The 15,781-nt window shown below is 63.8% G+C and carries 11 protein-coding genes, 1 tRNA gene and 1 pseudogene; 5 read left to right on the top strand and 8 right to left on the bottom strand.

The window, feature by feature from the left end:
* A partial coding sequence (locus H162_RS0108990) for an IS1595 family transposase (protein WP_020653131.1) occupies positions 1–546 on the top strand: 546 nt, incomplete at its 5' end.
* 133 nt (positions 547–679) lie between these two features.
* Here H162_RS0108990 and H162_RS0108995 read toward each other — a convergent pair.
* From H162_RS0108995 to H162_RS0109020, 6 genes are all read right to left on the bottom strand, one after another.
* Positions 680–2,920: a carboxy terminal-processing peptidase gene (locus H162_RS0108995; protein WP_020653132.1), complete on the bottom strand. Its 2,241-nt coding sequence runs from the start codon at positions 2,918–2,920 to the stop codon at positions 680–682.
* 197 nt (positions 2,921–3,117) lie between these two features.
* Positions 3,118–3,690, bottom strand: a complete 573-nt coding sequence (locus H162_RS0109000; protein ID WP_020653133.1) for a hypothetical protein — start codon at positions 3,688–3,690, stop codon at positions 3,118–3,120.
* A 7-nt stretch (positions 3,691–3,697) separates the two neighbouring features.
* Entirely contained in the window at positions 3,698–4,249 is a 552-nt protein-coding gene (locus tag H162_RS0109005) for a thymidine kinase (protein ID WP_026354430.1), read from the bottom strand.
* Positions 4,250–4,337: 88 nt separating this feature from the next.
* On the bottom strand, positions 4,338–4,886 hold the full coding sequence (locus H162_RS0109010; RefSeq protein WP_020653135.1) for a sugar O-acetyltransferase: 549 nt from the start codon (positions 4,884–4,886) through the stop codon (positions 4,338–4,340).
* A gap of 1 nt (position 4,887) precedes the next feature.
* Positions 4,888–7,116 (bottom strand): acylase, encoded by a 2,229-nt coding sequence (locus tag H162_RS0109015; RefSeq protein WP_020653136.1) that lies wholly within the window; start codon positions 7,114–7,116, stop codon positions 4,888–4,890.
* A gap of 25 nt (positions 7,117–7,141) precedes the next feature.
* Positions 7,142–7,933 (bottom strand): hypothetical protein, encoded by a 792-nt coding sequence (locus H162_RS0109020; protein WP_020653137.1) that lies wholly within the window; start codon positions 7,931–7,933, stop codon positions 7,142–7,144.
* 188 nt (positions 7,934–8,121) lie between these two features.
* On the opposite strand from H162_RS0109020, the gene H162_RS0109025 reads away from it, so the two are divergent.
* A tRNA-Leu gene (locus tag H162_RS0109025) sits at positions 8,122–8,208 on the top strand.
* Positions 8,209–8,463: 255 nt separating this feature from the next.
* Here H162_RS0109025 and H162_RS0109030 read toward each other — a convergent pair.
* Positions 8,464–9,768 (bottom strand): family 1 glycosylhydrolase, encoded by a 1,305-nt coding sequence (locus tag H162_RS0109030; RefSeq protein ID WP_020653138.1) that lies wholly within the window; start codon positions 9,766–9,768, stop codon positions 8,464–8,466.
* A 351-nt stretch (positions 9,769–10,119) separates the two neighbouring features.
* Here H162_RS0109030 and H162_RS0109035 point away from each other — a divergent pair, with 351 nt between their 5' ends.
* Positions 10,120–12,417, top strand: coding sequence for a heavy metal translocating P-type ATPase (locus tag H162_RS0109035; protein WP_020653139.1), 2,298 nt, complete (start codon positions 10,120–10,122; stop codon positions 12,415–12,417).
* Here H162_RS0109035 and H162_RS32600 read toward each other — a convergent pair.
* A complete protein-coding gene (locus tag H162_RS32600; protein WP_020653140.1) occupies positions 12,359–13,501 on the bottom strand; it encodes a DUF3466 family protein in 1,143 nt (380 codons plus the stop codon). The two genes, H162_RS0109035 and H162_RS32600, sit on opposite strands and share 59 nt — an antisense overlap.
* Positions 13,502–13,737: 236 nt before the next feature.
* On the opposite strand from H162_RS32600, the gene H162_RS0109045 reads away from it, so the two are divergent.
* Together H162_RS0109045 and H162_RS30425 are read left to right on the top strand one after the other, a co-directional pair.
* Positions 13,738–14,496 (top strand): PEP-CTERM sorting domain-containing protein, encoded by a 759-nt coding sequence (locus H162_RS0109045; RefSeq protein WP_020653141.1) that lies wholly within the window; start codon positions 13,738–13,740, stop codon positions 14,494–14,496.
* Positions 14,497–14,762: 266 nt separating this feature from the next.
* Positions 14,763–15,684, top strand: a pseudogene (locus H162_RS30425) (IS5 family transposase).
* Positions 15,685–15,781: the final 97 nt, after the last annotated feature.

The following is a 15,781-nucleotide window of genomic DNA, read 5'->3' on the forward strand; positions in this document are numbered from 1 at the left end:
GACCGGGCCGAGCAGCTGACCGGGATCGTGGAAGCGGACGAGACCTACCTGCTGGAGTCGCAAAAGGGTTCGCGCCACCTGACCCGCCCGGCGCGGCGGCGTGGCGGTCGGGCGCGCCGGCGCGGCATCTCGCGCGACCTCGATTGCCTGCTGGTGGCGCGCGACCGGACCCGGCAGACGCTCGACTTCGTCACCGGCAGGGGCATGCCCGGAAAGGCCGAACTCGATGCCTGCCTGCGACCGGCGCTGGCGCCCGATGTGCTCCTGATCAGCGATGGCGCCAAGGCCTATGTGGCGTTCGCCCGGGACGCGCGCATCGCGCACGCCAGCATCGACGTGCGTGCCGGGATCCGGGCGCGCGGCACGATTCATTTGCAGAATGTGAATGGCTGGCACGGCCGCTTCAAGAACTGGCTGGTGCGCTTTCGCGGCGTCGCCAGCCGCTACCTGATCCATTATTCGGGCTGGCAAAGGGTGCTCGACGCCGGTGTCCTGTCGACGCCGGCGCACCTGCTGCGCGCCGCCCTGCGGCGAACTCAGCAGTAAGCAGTTGGCCGATTCCACAGCCAACGCGAACAGAGCCAAGACAAAACGGCCGTGTCTTCACAGACACGGCCGTTATCAGAAGCGCCGCTCCCCTGGCGCCGGCAGGACGCAGCTAGCGCCGCGCCCTTCCTGTTCAGTTGCCGCGCGGGCTAGCCATGTAAGGCATGGCGCGCGAAGCCATCCGCGTGTCGGTCTTCAGCATCCCGACCTCGTCGGCCAGGATGTTGGCAGCCTCTTGCAGCAGGACATCCTTGGCGTCCTTGGCCGCTTTCTCGGCCGCCAGCTCCGCCTGCAGGTTGCGCTCGTCGGCCTGGAGGCCGTCGTCCTGGCGCGGCGAGCCACGCAGGGCGACCACGGACTTGCCTGGCTTGGTTGCCTCCGGCACCTTGCCGCGGGCTTCCTTGCTGCCCGGTGCGCGTGCCGGCTCGTCGGTTTCGGCGCCGCTACCGCCGGCCAGGCGCGCTTCACGCAGCTTGGCGCGGGCGTCCTGGGCGTCGCGTTCCTTGCGGCGCACGGTCTCGTTCAGCGAGATCGCGTTTTCCTTGCGCAAGCGCATCACCTCGGCGATGTCCTCCTGCAGGAACTGGAACTCCTTGTCCTTCGCGATCCGCGCATCGTGACGCTTCTGCAGCGGACCGACCAGTTCCTTCAGGTCGCCGGCCGGCAGGTAGGTCGCCGGCTTGATGGCCACCCAGGGCAGCGCGTTGTCATACGAGGATTCGCCGAAGTTCTCGACGTCCGACAGCACCGGCAGCTTGATGTCCGGGCTCACGCCGCGCAGCTGGGTGGTGCCGCCATTGATGCGGAAGAACTGCGCGATCGTCATCTTCAGCTCGCCGTAGCGCACCTTATCGCTCTGCGAGAAGCGGTCGAGGTCGATCAGGGTCTGGACCGTGCCCTTGCCGAAGCTCGGTTCGCCGATCACGAGGCCGCGGCCGTAATCCTGGATCGCCGCGGCGAAGATTTCCGACGCCGAGGCCGAACCGCGGTTGATCAGGACGCCCATCGGGCCATCCCATGCCAGGCCGGGGGTGGTGTCGCTCTCGACTTCGACGCGGCCTTCGGCGGTACGCTGCATCACGACCGGGCCCTTGTCGATGAACAGGCCGGTCAGCTCGATCGCCTCGATCAGCGAACCGCCGCCGTTGTTGCGCAGGTCGATCAGGACGTTGTCGACCTTCTCTTTCTTGAGCTCGCCCAGGATGCGCGCCACGTCGCGGGTGGCGCTGCGGAAGTCCTTGTCGCCCTTGCGGCGCGCCTCGAAGTCCTGGTAGAAGGTCGGCAGCGAAATCACACCGATGCGGCGCTCCACGCCGCCTTCCTTGACCTTGATGATCGATTTCTTGGCGGCCTGCTCTTCCATGCTGATTTTCTTGCGGACCATCGAGACGGTCACGTGCTTGGCATCCTGGCCGCCATCGCCGGGGATCACGTCGAGGCGCACGGTCGAGCCTTTTTCGCCGCGCACCAGCGCCACCACGTCGTCCAGGCGCCAGCCCAGCACGTCGGTGAACGGGGCATTGCCCTGGGCCACGCCGACGATGCGGTCGCCGACCTTCAGCTTGCCCGACTTGTCGGCCGGGCTGCCCGGCACGATTTCGCGGATGATGGTGTAGTCCTCGCGCGACTGCAGCACGGCGCCGATGCCTTCCAGCGACAGGCGCATGGCGATGTCGAAGTTGTCCGCCGAGCGCGGGCCGAGGTAGTTGGTGTGCGGCTCGATCGCGGTCGCGTACGAGTTCATGAACATCTGGAACACGTCTTCGTTGTTCAGCTTCTTGACGCGGCTGATGTAGTTCTCGTAGCGCTTGTCGAGGGTCTCGCGGATCGCCTTGTCTTCCTTGCCGGCCAGCTTCAGGCGCAGCCAGTCGTTCTTGACGCGCTTGCGCCACAGATCGCGGATCTCGTCCTCGGACTTGGCCCAGGGAGACTTTTCGCGGTCGAGCTGCAGGGTCTCGTCGGCGCTGAAATCGAATTTGGTTTTCAGCAACTCACGCGCATAGGTCATGCGGTCGGCGAAGCGCTGCTGGTACAGGTTGTAGATCTGGAACGGCGAGGTGAGGTCTTCGTTGTTGATCGCATCGTCGAACTTGGTGCGCAGCGGCGCGAAGCGGTCGATGTCGGCCTGGACGAAGTAGAGCTTCTCGCTGTCGAGCGTTTCGAAGTAGTTGTCGAAGATCTTCGCCGACATGGCGTCGTCCAGCGGCACCGCCTTGTAGTGGTAGCGTCCGAGCACGCGCGAAGCCCACAGCGCGGCCTGGGTCTGGGCGGCGATGGGCTTCATCTGCAGGGAAGAGGCGGAGGCGGAGGCCGACGGCACGGAAGCGGCGGCAGCGGCTTTCTCGGGCTGTGCGGTCACCACATGGGCGGACATGGCAAATGCCAGAGCGGCAATGAACACATGTTTTTTCATTCTTCGTTTCTCCCGTCGGGATGCTGTTGCGGTTGCGGGGCCGGCCCGGAGGGCTGGTCAATCCGCGCTTCCGGCCAATTCTACAGGATAGCGTGGCCGAACAGAGCCGGCTTGCATACCCCTGGAGCCAGAGATTAAGGCTGGCATAAGCCAAGCGTTCATCCTTTTACAAGTTGAAACAGCAAAGGATGGTAAAAGTAGCCAGCCGCGCCCAGGATCAGCAGCGGAACATAGGGCCAGGAACGGGCCGCCAGGCGCCAGTCGACCGGGGATGGCCAGAATGACAGGAACTGCGGCGCCAGGAAGAACATCAGCGCCAGGTCGAGCGGTTCGAACACCCAGTCGCGCCGGGTGCGCCACCAGGCCACCGCGAACGGCAGCAGCAGCACCAGCAGCGGCGCCAGTGCGGCCGGCGCGGCGTTGTACCAGCGCAGGTTGGCGAAGGTGACCGAACCCAGTTCCCAGTTGTGGCCCTTGCCGGGGCGCGCGATGCGGCGCGGGATCACGGACAGGCCGATCGGCTCGGCATTCGTCAGCAGCCCGGCCGAAAAGTGGGCCAGTTCGTGGCACAGCGTGCCGGCGGCGGTGAACAGGAAGAAGAACGGATGGGCGCAGGAGCCGATCCACAGCAGCAGGGCCAGCGCCGCCGAGGGCAGCAGGTACAGCAGCATGTCGCCATGGAGGCACAGGGCGGCCGGCAGCCAGTCGCCGCACCGAAGCAGCGGCGCCATCGGGATCTCAGCTCGCGTAGAAGCAGCGGCCGCAGGCCTGGCGGTAGCTTTCGTTGCCGCCGATGCTGACTTGTTCGCCATCCTTGATGCGGCGTCCTTCGGCGTCGACGCGGATGTTCATGGTCGCCTTCTTGCCGCAGGAGCAGATGTTCTTGAGCTCTTCGATGTCGTCGGCGAGCGCCAGCAGGTAGGCCGAGCCAGGGAAAGGCTCGCCGCGGAAGTCGCTGCGCAGGCCATAGCAGATCACCGGCACGCCGCGCACCTGGGCCAGCTGGTGCAGCTGCTGGACCTGGGCGGTGCTCAGGAACTGGGCTTCGTCGATCAGCACGCAGGCCACGGCGGGCGCGCTCTCGAGGAAGTTGGTGTCGGCATCGAAGGTGTCGACCTGGCGCTGCGGTCCCAGGCGCGAGGTGATCAGGCCGACGCCATAGCGGTCGTCGATCTGGGCGGTGTAGAGCTTGACCTGCTGGCCCTGCTCTTCGTAGTTATGCGCCACCTGCAACAGTGCAGTCGATTTGCCGGCGTTCATCGCCGAATACCTGAAATAGAGTTTAGCCACTGCCCTGACCTGTGCTGAAAATGCGGAAAACGAAGTGCGCGATTATAGCAAGCGCCGCACGCCGGCGGCCAGCGCCGGCGGCCCTCGTTTACCCGCCGATCGGCTGCGCCGGATTGCCGGCGACGTGCGCGCGCGCCGGGACGTCATGGGTGACGACACTGCCGGCGCCGACGATGGCGTCGTCGCCGATCGTGACCCCGGGCAGGATGATCGCGCCGCCGCCGATCCAGACATTGCGGCCGATGGCGACCGGCCGGCCGGACTCGAAGCCGGCGCGGCGCTCCTCCGCATCGCGTGGATGCTCGGCGGTATAGATATGCACGCCGGGGCCGATGCGGGTATCGTCGCCGATCGCGATCGGGGCCACGTCCAGGAACACGCAGCTGAAGTTGACGAACACGCGCTCGCCCAGGGTGATATTCCAGCCGTAGTCGCAATGGAAAGGCGGACGCACGATGCTGCCCTGCCCCACCCGCCCGGCGCGCTCGGCCAGCAGCGCCTGCCAGTCGGCGACCGGTGCGCCCAGCGCCGCGTTGTAGCGCGCCAGCCAGGCGGACGTCGCCGCCTGCTCCGCGCACAGTTCCGGATCGCTGGCGTGATAGGGCAAGCCAGCGAGCATCTTCTGCCTTTCGGTCATGTCATTGCCCCGGGTGGTACTTGCGCTCGAGGTTCTTCTCGATGTCTTCCTTGTAGAACAGGACGTCCTTGAATTCGCCCCGGCTGTACATCTCGGCCTGGTCGCTGAAGTGGGGCGAGCGCGGGTCGCCGCTCTGGCCGCCGGCCAGGATGCTCCTGGCGCGCACGCGCGGGCCGAATTCGACCGCCGCGACGAAGCTGTTGCCACGGTCGCCGTAGATCCGCTTCGTCTTCTGTTTGGCGACCATGCCGAACGAGGCCAGCGAGCCCCAGTTCGCCGACGCGAAGGCGACCGGGTAGCTCGGCTTGCTGTCGTCGTACTGCTGGTCGATGTCGCCGCTGATGCGCTGGAAGCGGTTGATCTCGCCCCATGGGGTGCGCCAGCTGCCGAAATCGGCCTGGAGCTTGTCGGCGGCGCGCAGCAGGGAAGCCAGGCGCTCGTCCGGGCTCAGGCTGGCGCCGATGAAATCGACCACCGGCGTGCCCTGGGCGCGGGCGCGCGGCCCGTGCTGGGCCACCATGTCCTGGCCCCAGTAGATGGCCAGCGAGGTCGGCACGGAGGTCGCCGCATAGCGCAGGTCCCAGCCGCGCAGCGCCTCGACCTGCTCCGCCAGCCGGGCCTTGCGCGGGTCGCTCGCCGGAAGCGCGTCGTAGTCCTTGAGCAGCGCCGGCAGCAGCGGCTCGAAGGCGGTCAGGTGGTTGTCGTAGGATGCCGCGATCAGGCTGTCGATGGTGAAGTCGCGCGCATCGCTGAACACCCTCACTGCATGGCGGCCGCGTGCGTTCTCGGGCAGGGACCACATGTAGTCCGGGTAATCCTGGCGCTTCGGGCTGTTCGCGCCCGACGCGCTGAACGGCCAGTTGTTCGTGTTCGAGATGTAGCCGCTGGCCGGATTGAACAGCGTGATCGTGTCCTTGATCGCGTGCAGTCCCTGCCACTCGGTGGCCGGGTCGCTGCCGTCGACCGGCTTGGTCCAGTCGAAACGCGGGTCGCGCTTCGGGATGAAGTTGCCGTGGAAGTAGGCGATATTCCCCTTGGCGTCCGCATACACCGTGTTGTTCGACGAATTGGTGCGCAGCTCCATCGCCTTGTAGAAGGCGTTGTAGTCGCGCGCCTTGGTGCGGGTATAGGACTGGGTGAGCGCCTTGAGCGGCTCGTCCATCATCTTCACCGCCACCCATTTGCCGCCGGCCTCGCGCACCACCGGGCCGTGGTGGGTGAACCAGGCGGTGACGGTGCGGCTGGCCATGGCGCCGGACGGCGTCTTGTACGGCAGCGTGACCGGCACCGCGCGCACCGGGCGTTCTTCCTTGCCATACCTGTAGAAGAAGCGGCCGTCGCGCTCGGTCACGGTTTCGAGGTATTCGTCGATCACGTCGCCGCCGCCCGAGGTATGCATCCAGCCCAGCTTGTCGTTGAAGCCCTGGTAGATGAAGAACTGGCCCCAGGTCACGGCGCCGTAGGCGTTCAGGCCCTCCCCGCTGACCATGTGCACCTCGGGGCGGAAGTAGAACGAGGTATGCGGGTTGATCATCAGGAGCGCGCGCCCGGACTTGCTCAGCTTCGGCGCGATCGCGAAGCCGTTCGAGCCGCGCGGCTCCGGATCGACGCCGCGGTGGTCGACGGCGGCCAGCGCGGGCCCGCTGCGCTTGCCGTAAAAGCGCTCCAGTTCCTTCAGGTCGATCGATTCGATGTCGCCGCCGATACTGCCCTCGCTGAAGCTCAGCGCCATCCAGGGCTCGAAGCGCGTGATCAGCTTCGGCTTCACTTCCGGATGGGTGGCCAGGTAGTAGTTCAGGCCGTCGGCGTAGGCGTTCATCAGCTTCTTCAGCCATTCCGGGCTGGCGGCGTACCTGGCCTGCATGGCGGCGGGCTGGATGTACAGCTTCATGCGCAGGTCGCGCCAGATCTCCTTTTCGCCCTCGACTTCGGCCAGGCGGCCCATCGCATTGATGTAATTGAGCTCGACCCGGTTGAAGTCATCCTCGGCCTGCGCATACAGCATGCCGAACACGGTGTCCGCGTCGGTCTTGCCGAAGATGTGAGGGATGCCCCATTTGTCGCGCATGATCGTCACCCGTTGCGCCGTCTTCTTCCAGCGCGCCAGGTCGGCGGCGCCATGCGGCTGCTGCGCCGCCGGCTGGTCGGCGGCGACGGCCTGCGCCGGCTGGGTCGCGCCGAGGACGGCGCAGCCCAGCACGGCGGACGCGATGAAACGGGGCTTGAACATCGGGGGATCTCCTGTTTTTTGCTTGTTATGCGCCTGGCGCGCCGCTGTTGGCGAGGCGCTGCTTGAGTACTTCGTTCTCGGTCAGCAGGGTGGCGACCCGGTCCTTCAGCGCGGCCAGTTCGGCGCGCAGCGCGCTTACTTCGTCGACGCCCTGCTCCGCCGGCATTTCCTTGCGCGGACGGGTGGCCATCTTCTGCTCGCGCACCTGGCGCGCGGCCTGCTGCAGCTCCTTGCGTCCGCCGGCGACGGCCGCGATCTGCGCCTCCTCCGGCAACTGGGCCACGTTGGCGGCGGCATTGATCGAGATGGTGCCGGCGCGGACCGCCTCGCGCAGCTGCGGGGTGGCGGCTTTCTGGATCCGTTCGATCTGGCTGATGGTGTTGGACGACACGCGCGCGGCGCGCGCGATGTCCTCGCGCGTATTCCACGGCGGCGAGCCGTCGGCCCCTGGGTCGTTCTTGTCGGCCTCCTCGGGCACCGGCTGCGTGGCCATGCGCGAGGCCACGATTTCCTTCTTGCGCAGGGCCAGCACGCCGCGCTGGAAATCCGAGACGCTGCGGCGCGCGAGGTGGTTGTCGATCATCCAGAGCATGACGTCCTCGAGGGAGTCGAAGCTGTTGTTCTGGACGGTGCGGAAGTCGATGCCGTGCTTGCGGCAGATGTCGTAGCGATTATGCCCGTCGATCAGCACCTCGCCCCACAGCACCAGCGCGTCGCGGCAGCCTTCGGCGAGAAGGCTGCGCTCGAGCGCGGCGTATTCGATGGCGGTGAGCGGATCGACGAAGGCACGCAGTTCGTCGTTGATCTTGATGTTCAAATTCATGTCCTTGTGACTGGCGGCGGCGCCCGCCGGGCGCGCCGTCCCGCATGCTACACCATCCTTGGCGGGGTTCCAACGGGGGGCCGGGCTCGCCGGTACGAGGAGATCCGGGACAGGCTTGCCAACAGGGCAAAATTGCAAATACGATCCGAAAATGGCCGTCCTGTGCTAGAATGCGGCGCGCTGCCCGGATGGTGAAACTGGTAGACACCCGGGACTTAAAATCCCGTGCCAGAGATGGCGTGCCGGTTCGATCCCGGCTCCGGGCACCACGTATTGGTAACACAACAATTCGTGTTGTCTCAAGACCCGCCGCTTCTCCTATGACGGCGGTTTTTTTTCGCCTTCGTTTGTCTCAGCTCATATCCCCGTAGCGCACGTACTTTGCGGTACTGTTGACGGCATGCCTGGATGGGCTAACCTCGTATACCGTCACTGCTTGCGAGGGCTAGCTGCTGGCGGCTGGACTGTTAACGCTGGGGTTTCGCCGGCGCTTCGGGCGAGTTCCAGCAATTCTCCGACATGAATCATTCCGCATTTGGCGGTGCGGCCGTTGCCGCACCGCCCGCTTCCCCTGGGAGTCGCGGCAGCGGATACATGTCGGCACACTCCGTCTCCTGCGGCAGTACGATAGGAACGCGCAGGCAGATGCTTTGCGTGGGCAGCACCTCGGCCCAGTCGCGGATGAGGGCGCGGTAGGCAGCACCAACCGGACGAATATTGCGTTCGAGGTCGAACAGACCGAGTGGATTGACGGTGCCACGGTTCTCACGCAGGTCGATATCCCAGTCCACCTGGTCGATCAGCGAGTACCAGGTAAAGCCGACGACCGGCACACCATTGTTACGCACCCGCAGGACGTTCGCCCATTCCTTGCGTAGCCAGCGCACCGCTTCATCGCCCTGCGGCCCCTGCATCGAGTTCGTCTCCGTATGCATGACTGGCAGTCGATAACGGTTGTAGTACTGGTGTGTGATGACGGCGTAGCCGAACACCTCGCCCGACGCATGGGCCAATCCGTCCGCACTGACATGATGTTCATTGGTGACATAGTAGTCGTTGCCCATGATGCAGTGATGCTTGAGATTGTTGTTGAGGAAAAAGTGGTACTCCTCACGTGTCATGCCGTTGTCCAGCAGGTACTCATACATTTCCGAGTCAACCCGGCGGCCGTAGTTCAGGTCCAGTGACAGAAAGCGCCGCGCGTTGCGGTGCTCGGCCATGCTGATCGCGGCCGGGTTCTCCGGGTGAAAATACTCACTGGACTCGCTCTGCACGAACAGCGCGTCGGGACGGACCTGCACGATCGCGCGCATCGCCAGGATGTTGGCCTTGACGATGTGCTTGAGTGCGGTGACGAAGGCGCGGTCGGTGGTCATCTGCTCGTTCCACCAGCCATACAAGGCCGAGAACAGGGCACAGATCTGCATTTCGTTGACTGGAGTGTAGACCTGCATCCAGGGATAACGCTCCGCGAAGGCGCGCGCGTACTGCGCGAACTGAGCAGGAAAATCAGGATTCTGGAAATTGCCGATCCAGTCAGGCACACCGAAGTGGCATAGATCGGCGATGGCGACGATATTCAGGCGCCGCAGTTCCTCGAACGCCTCGTCGGCGAACGACCAGTCGTACTTCGCGGGGCCGATCCAGGTGCGGTGCAGCGGCGCGCCGTAACGCAAGGCGCGTACGCCAAGTTCGCGCACCAGTTCGAAGTCCTTGCGCCAGTAGGCGTAATGGCCGCATTTCTCCATCTCGTCCATGCGTACCCGGCCGTTCTGGATGGTGGGGATGCTGTTCTCGATACCGGTTGCAAAAATGAAGCCTGGGAACATGGACGTCTCCTGAAAACCGGATACCCGGGATCCGAGCATCACGGTTTTGGCACGATTGAAACGCGGAACAGCCAACGCTGCCGGACCGACTCGCTACGGGACCGTTGGCGTGACAAGCATATTACGATGCCGGGAGCGAACCTGCTCTTGTCGTGTCCGCCACCCTCTTTCATATCGCAGGGAGACCATTTCAGTGATGTTAGACTAAAAGCGACGGGAATATGCCCACGGCCGCATCAGACGGGGAACGACACGGCGATCTCTGACCAGCATCGAATGCCTTGGCGGTGCGCTGGCAATCCGACACGGCAACGGGTTAACGAGATTCCAGTCCAGCGCTTTCAGCAACGGATGTTCGAGGTCATCATGCTCGCGAACAATAGGTTAAGTTTGATACAAGTGGGTTTCTGCACCCTCACTTTGACCGGCGGCGCCGTCTTGCACCTGCTCGATCTACGCGATGTGGCAAGCTGGCTCTGGCTGAGTGGTGCTTGCGTCGTGCTTGTCGCGGTGCTGGCGGACACGATCGCAGCACTGTGGCGCAAAAAATTAGGACTTGACCTCATCGCCCTCGTCTCGATCGTTGGTGCACTGGCCCTTCAGGAAAATCTTGCTGCGGCGGTGATCGCCCTGATGTTTGCCAGCGGCCGGGCTTTGGAAGGCTATGCGGAAAAGCGGGCCCGGGACGACATGTCTGCCTTGCTGAGCAAAGCACCCAGGCTCGCCAACCGTTATGAAAACGGCGTGGTTGTCCAGGTGCCGTTGACAGCGGTTCAGCCGGGCGATCGCCTCCTGGTCCGGCCGGGCGAAACAGTGCCGGTCGACGGCACGCTAATGAATGGCGCCACCGTGGATGAGTCGAGCCTGACGGGTGAGGCATTGCCGGTTCCTTACCCGCCCGGGGTGGCATTGGGCAGTGGCGTCATCAATGCCGGGAATGCATTCGACCTGCTGGCCACCAGCACGGCGGACAACAGCACCTTTGCCACTATCATTCGCCTTGTCGAATCGGCCCGGGCGTCGAAAGCCCCCGCTGCCCGCCTGGCAGACCGGTATGCCCTCCTGTTCGTTCCCCTCGCCCTTGGTATTGCCGGGATCGCCTGGTTGCTGACTGGCGACCCGAACCGGGCTTTGGCCGTGGTGGTTGTCGCTACGCCCTGCCCACTGATCCTGGCCGTGCCCGTTGCCATCGTCAGCGCGATGTCCCGTTGTGCCCGGCGTGGCGTGCTGATCAAGCACGGTGGTGCGCTCGAAAAGATGGCGCAGGTCGACACCATCTTTTTCGACAAGACAGGAACGCTCACTGGGGGCAAGGCCCGGCTGGTCGCCGTCGCAACCGATCCGTCCGCACAGCCGGAAGATGTCCTCAGGCTGGCTGCGTCCCTGGAGCAGATGTCCAGCCACGCGATTGCGCAGGCAGTGGTCGGCGCCGCCGTGGAACGCCGGCTGGTGCTGTCCACGCCTCGACAGGTCATCGAGCAGCCCGGGGCCGGCCTGTCCGGACATGTGGATGGCAAGGAAGTTCGCGTCGGCGGCTACGACTATGTATCAGGGACTGCGGAGAAGCCGGCCTGGTCGACGGCCCCCCTGGAGCGCATCGGATATGACGGCGCCGCAGGCGTCTGCATCGCCATCGATGGCAAGTTGCACGGCGTACTGGAGATGGCGGACGAGATTCGGCTGGACTCGCCCCGCGCCTTGCGGCTGCTAAGGGCATGCGGAGTGAGACGGATCGCCATGCTGACCGGAGACCGCCGCGATGTGGCCCATACCATCGCCTGCTCGCTTGGCATCGATGCGGTCATGCCGGAGCAGACGCCGTCATCGAAGCTTGCCGAGATCGCGAAGGCGCGGATGGATGGGGTAACGATGATGGTCGGCGATGGCATTAACGATGCGCCGGCATTGGCTGCCGCGGACATCGGCGTCGCGATGGGCGCACGCGGTGCTGCTGCCGCGGCCGAGTCTGCGCAAGTCGTATTGTTGGTGGACCGTTTGGACCGTCTGGCATTCGCGGTTCGCATCGCCCAGCAAACCCGCACGATCGCCTTGCAGAGCGTCATAGGAGGAATGACGCTGTCGATGATCGCAATGCTGGTTGCTGCGTACGGTTATCTGCCACCGGTAGCGGGCGCACTTTTACAAGAGCTGATCGACGTCGCCGTCATCTTGAACGCGCTGCGCGTTCTTCGCCTGGATGTCGCAACGTCGGAAGACGGCATGCCGCCCGGCGAGGTAGCCAGGCTGAAGGAGGAACATGCACGGCTGCTGCCCATCATTGAACGCCTGGGCTCACTGGCGGACCGCGCGGACACCATGCCCTCATCAGTCATCAGAGAAGAGCTCGTCGCATTGAATACGCTACTTCGGAGTCAACTGCTCCCGCACGAATCGGATGATGACGCCAGATTGTATCCGCATGTGGCGCGCCTGATCGGCGGTGAGGATTCGATGGCATCCATGAGTAACACGCACCGTGAAATCTTTCGGCTCAGCCGCATTGTGGACCGCTTTGCGAATGTCAAGTCGAGTGACGGCGATCCAGGTGCTTCCATGCTGGAATTACGCCGCACCTTGTATGCACTCGATGCTATTTTACGGCTACACTTTTCTCAGGAAGAAGAAATCTACCATAGTCTTTCTTCTTGAAACAGGTCCAGCCGAGCAGGACAGCGCACGTCCAGAGCATCCAGGGAGCGGGCTCAGGGACCGGTGTCAGGAATACGCCTGCGCAGTCGAACGCCGCGGGGTAGTCGGGATGCGGGCGGCAGGCAAAGCCCGCGATTTCACCGTCGTCATTGATGGCATTGACCATGTTCACCGTCCAGCCTTCGTGTGGGGTCAGCAGGTTGTTCAGATCGGTCAACTTGCCCTCGCTGTAGATGAAAGCGCGCCCCTCGCCACTGGCAATACCGCCGTAGCCGACGATATCGCCCCTGTTATTGATCGCATTGGCGACCGCCCACTCGCCGCCGGGCGTGCCGATATCCGTCATCCTGCCATCCTCATAAAGGAAAGCACGCGTATTGCCGTCGGCATCGAGCGCATATCCAGCCACCTGGCCCGCATCGTTGATCGCCGTTGCGGAACTGGCTACCCCGCCGAAGGCGCCGAGATCCGTCATCGTTCCCCCGCTGTACAGGAAGGCGCGCGCCGGCGCATCTTCGCCGGGGGCGATCGTCGCGTAGCCCACCACCTGGCCGCTATTGTTGATGCCCTGGCCATAGCTGCGCCCGCCCTCCAGGGCGCCGAGGTCCTTCAGTGCGCCATCGGCGTAAAGGAAGGCGTGGTCCTCGCCCGCTGCGGTTCTGGAAAATCCGGTCACCTGGCCGCTCTCGTTGATCGCGAACGCGACACCGCGAGCTCCCCCCAGTGTCCCGAGGTCGCGCATGCCGCCGTCGGCAAACACCACCGGACGCAGCTCCCCCGATGGCAGGTTGTGGGTCCCGGCCACCTGCGCGGCATTGTTGATATCGTTGGCGGCATCATAGGTCGTTCCCAGCCGCATGATCGGTGGATTGCCGCCCCGCGTCCAGATCGCCCCTTGGCCCAAGCCTTCATCGTTAAAGCTGACGCCGACAAGTTGCCCGGCGTCGTTGATGCCCTGGGGTGAAAAGAAGGGACGGATCGGGTACAGGTTGTAGGGCGTTTGAGCGAACCCGTCCGGAGAATGGAAGCACAGCGGGGCCAGCACTGCGGCGAGCAGGACTCGCCGAAAGCGAGAGACAGACATATCACCTCCTGAGTCGCAAGCGCGGACCTCGCGTGGCTTCCCATTGATACCACAAAGGATACGAAGCGGTCGTAGCGCTCGTTTGACTCAGATCAAAGTGGCACAGATAGGCTCTACCCTCGTGGCGGTAAAGCGACCCGACCATGGGCCGGCCTGCATATCTCCCTGGGCCGATCGCCCATTTTCACCGAGGCGTACTATGATGATCGGATGCGCATCCCCATGAGGAGCAAGCCATGCCGAGCAGACTTCCATGCGTTCTTGCCTCGCTGCTGTTTTCCATGTCGTGCGGCGCCCTGGCCCAGGTGACCGTGTCGGCGGCATACAATAACTTGAAGTATGAACTGGTGGATCAGGACCCGAACGATGGCATTACCCCATGGGCCACGTTCGAGCTGACCGAAGTCAGCGGAACGGCAATCGTGTTCGACAGCAAGAGCACCATCCTGGACGAATGTACCATCACCAGCATGGGCAGCTGTACGGCCGGCGGGCCGGATGGCGAAGGAAGCGTCTGGTTCGATGGCGCCAGCTCCGGAGCGCGCGGAGAATGGAGCGAAGACGCCTCCGGCGGTGTGTATCTGGACACCAGGGCTGTCTTCACCTACAGTATTTCGCCCCGCACCGACTTCACCTTCATACTGGACCTGTCGCTCCACAAGAATCCGCCAGAAGGCACGGATGCGGCGGGCGGCTTCTTCTTCTACTTTAACTCGGAGGAAGGTTGGTTTCGCGGTCATGAAGAGTACAGGGCCGGCGACAGAATCACTCCGCTACTGATCGAGACCGGCAACGAACCTGTCCGCGGAGAGGTCCGCGCCTACACCAACCTCCTTGCAAGCCATACCGTGCCGCCGCCCGTGCCGGAACCGTCCACGTGGGCCATGCTGTCGACCGGCTTGCTCCCGTTCCTTGGCGCCGCGGTGCGGCGGCGTCGTCACCGTATGCGAAAGCTTGCGCGCCCATCCATCCAGGCCATCCCTTCTTGTTCGTGATCCGTCTCGGCGATGCGCGCCAGCTGCGCGCGATCACGAGTCCGGGATTGCGCGCTCGCCGTCATACAAAGTAATTCTGTGAACACCCTCCTGTGGTAACGCATTGCCAGCGTGCGTCCCAAAGGCGCCGCGCGGTTCGAGTTTTGGGCGCCAAAATCGGGCGCAGGTTGACGCTGCTCACCCCTTGCAAGTACGCTTCTGGACGGCTTTGTTGCGCAAATCAGGCCCGCCCAGCGTAGAGCCGGCCGGTCTGGTAGCCTGAACAGATGAAACCAGCTCCACAGAAGTACCGCACGACGAATTGGAAAACGTACAACGAAGCGCTCAAGGCACGCAGCTCGCTACTCATCTGGCTTGACACGACGATGAACTGGCACGGCCAGCCGAGTGGCAAGCGCGGGCGCAGCCAGACGTTCAGCGACGAGGCGGTCCAGTTCTGCCTGAGCATCAAGTGCTTGTTCAATTTACCGCTGCGCCATGCCATGGGCATGACGCAAAGCCTGCTGCACCTGGCTGGACTGAACTGGGCGGTACCGGACTACAGCACGATCAGCCGGCGCCAGAAGACGCTGCAGGTTGCTATCGGTGCAGTACCAGCCACGACAGGTTTGCATCTGCTGGTGGACAGCACGGGCATCAAGATGCTGGGCGAAGGCGATTGGAAGACGAAAAAGCATGGCGCAGACTATCGCCGGCAATGGCGCAAGGTACACCTCGGGATCGACGCGTCCACGCTCGAGATCCGGACCATGGAGGTGACCGACAACAGCATTGACGATGCACCTGTCCTGCCAGCGTTGCTTGACCAGATTTCTGTTGACGAACGCATTGCCAGCGTCAGCGACGATGGCGCCTACGACACGAAGGACTGTCACGAGGCGATCGCGTTGCGCGAAGCGCATGCCATTATCCCTACTCGCAAGAATGCCAAACCCTGGAAGACGAACCGCCGCGGCGCGGATGCACGTAACGACATTCTGCACGCGACACGCCGGTTGGGGCGGACGATCTGGAAGAAATGGAGCGGTTACCATCGGCGCAGTCTTGTCGAAACCAAAATGCGCTGTTTCAAGCTGCTGGGCGAACGCGTCATGGCACGACCGTCAGGTCGCCGAATTGCAGGTGCGAGCGGCTGTGCTGAATCGCTTCACTCGGCTGGGCACTCCGATTACGGTCCCAGTGTTATAAAACGAACTACAAATAGCGTCAGCTCGGCCTGTGTTCGATTTGCTCAACAAAGCCGAATTGTCCTATAAACATATCCAACTGACATAAACGCGGCGTG

The sequence above is a fragment of the Massilia niastensis DSM 21313 genome, from assembly GCF_000382345.1.
Lineage (GTDB): Bacteria > Pseudomonadota > Gammaproteobacteria > Burkholderiales > Burkholderiaceae_D > Telluria > Telluria niastensis.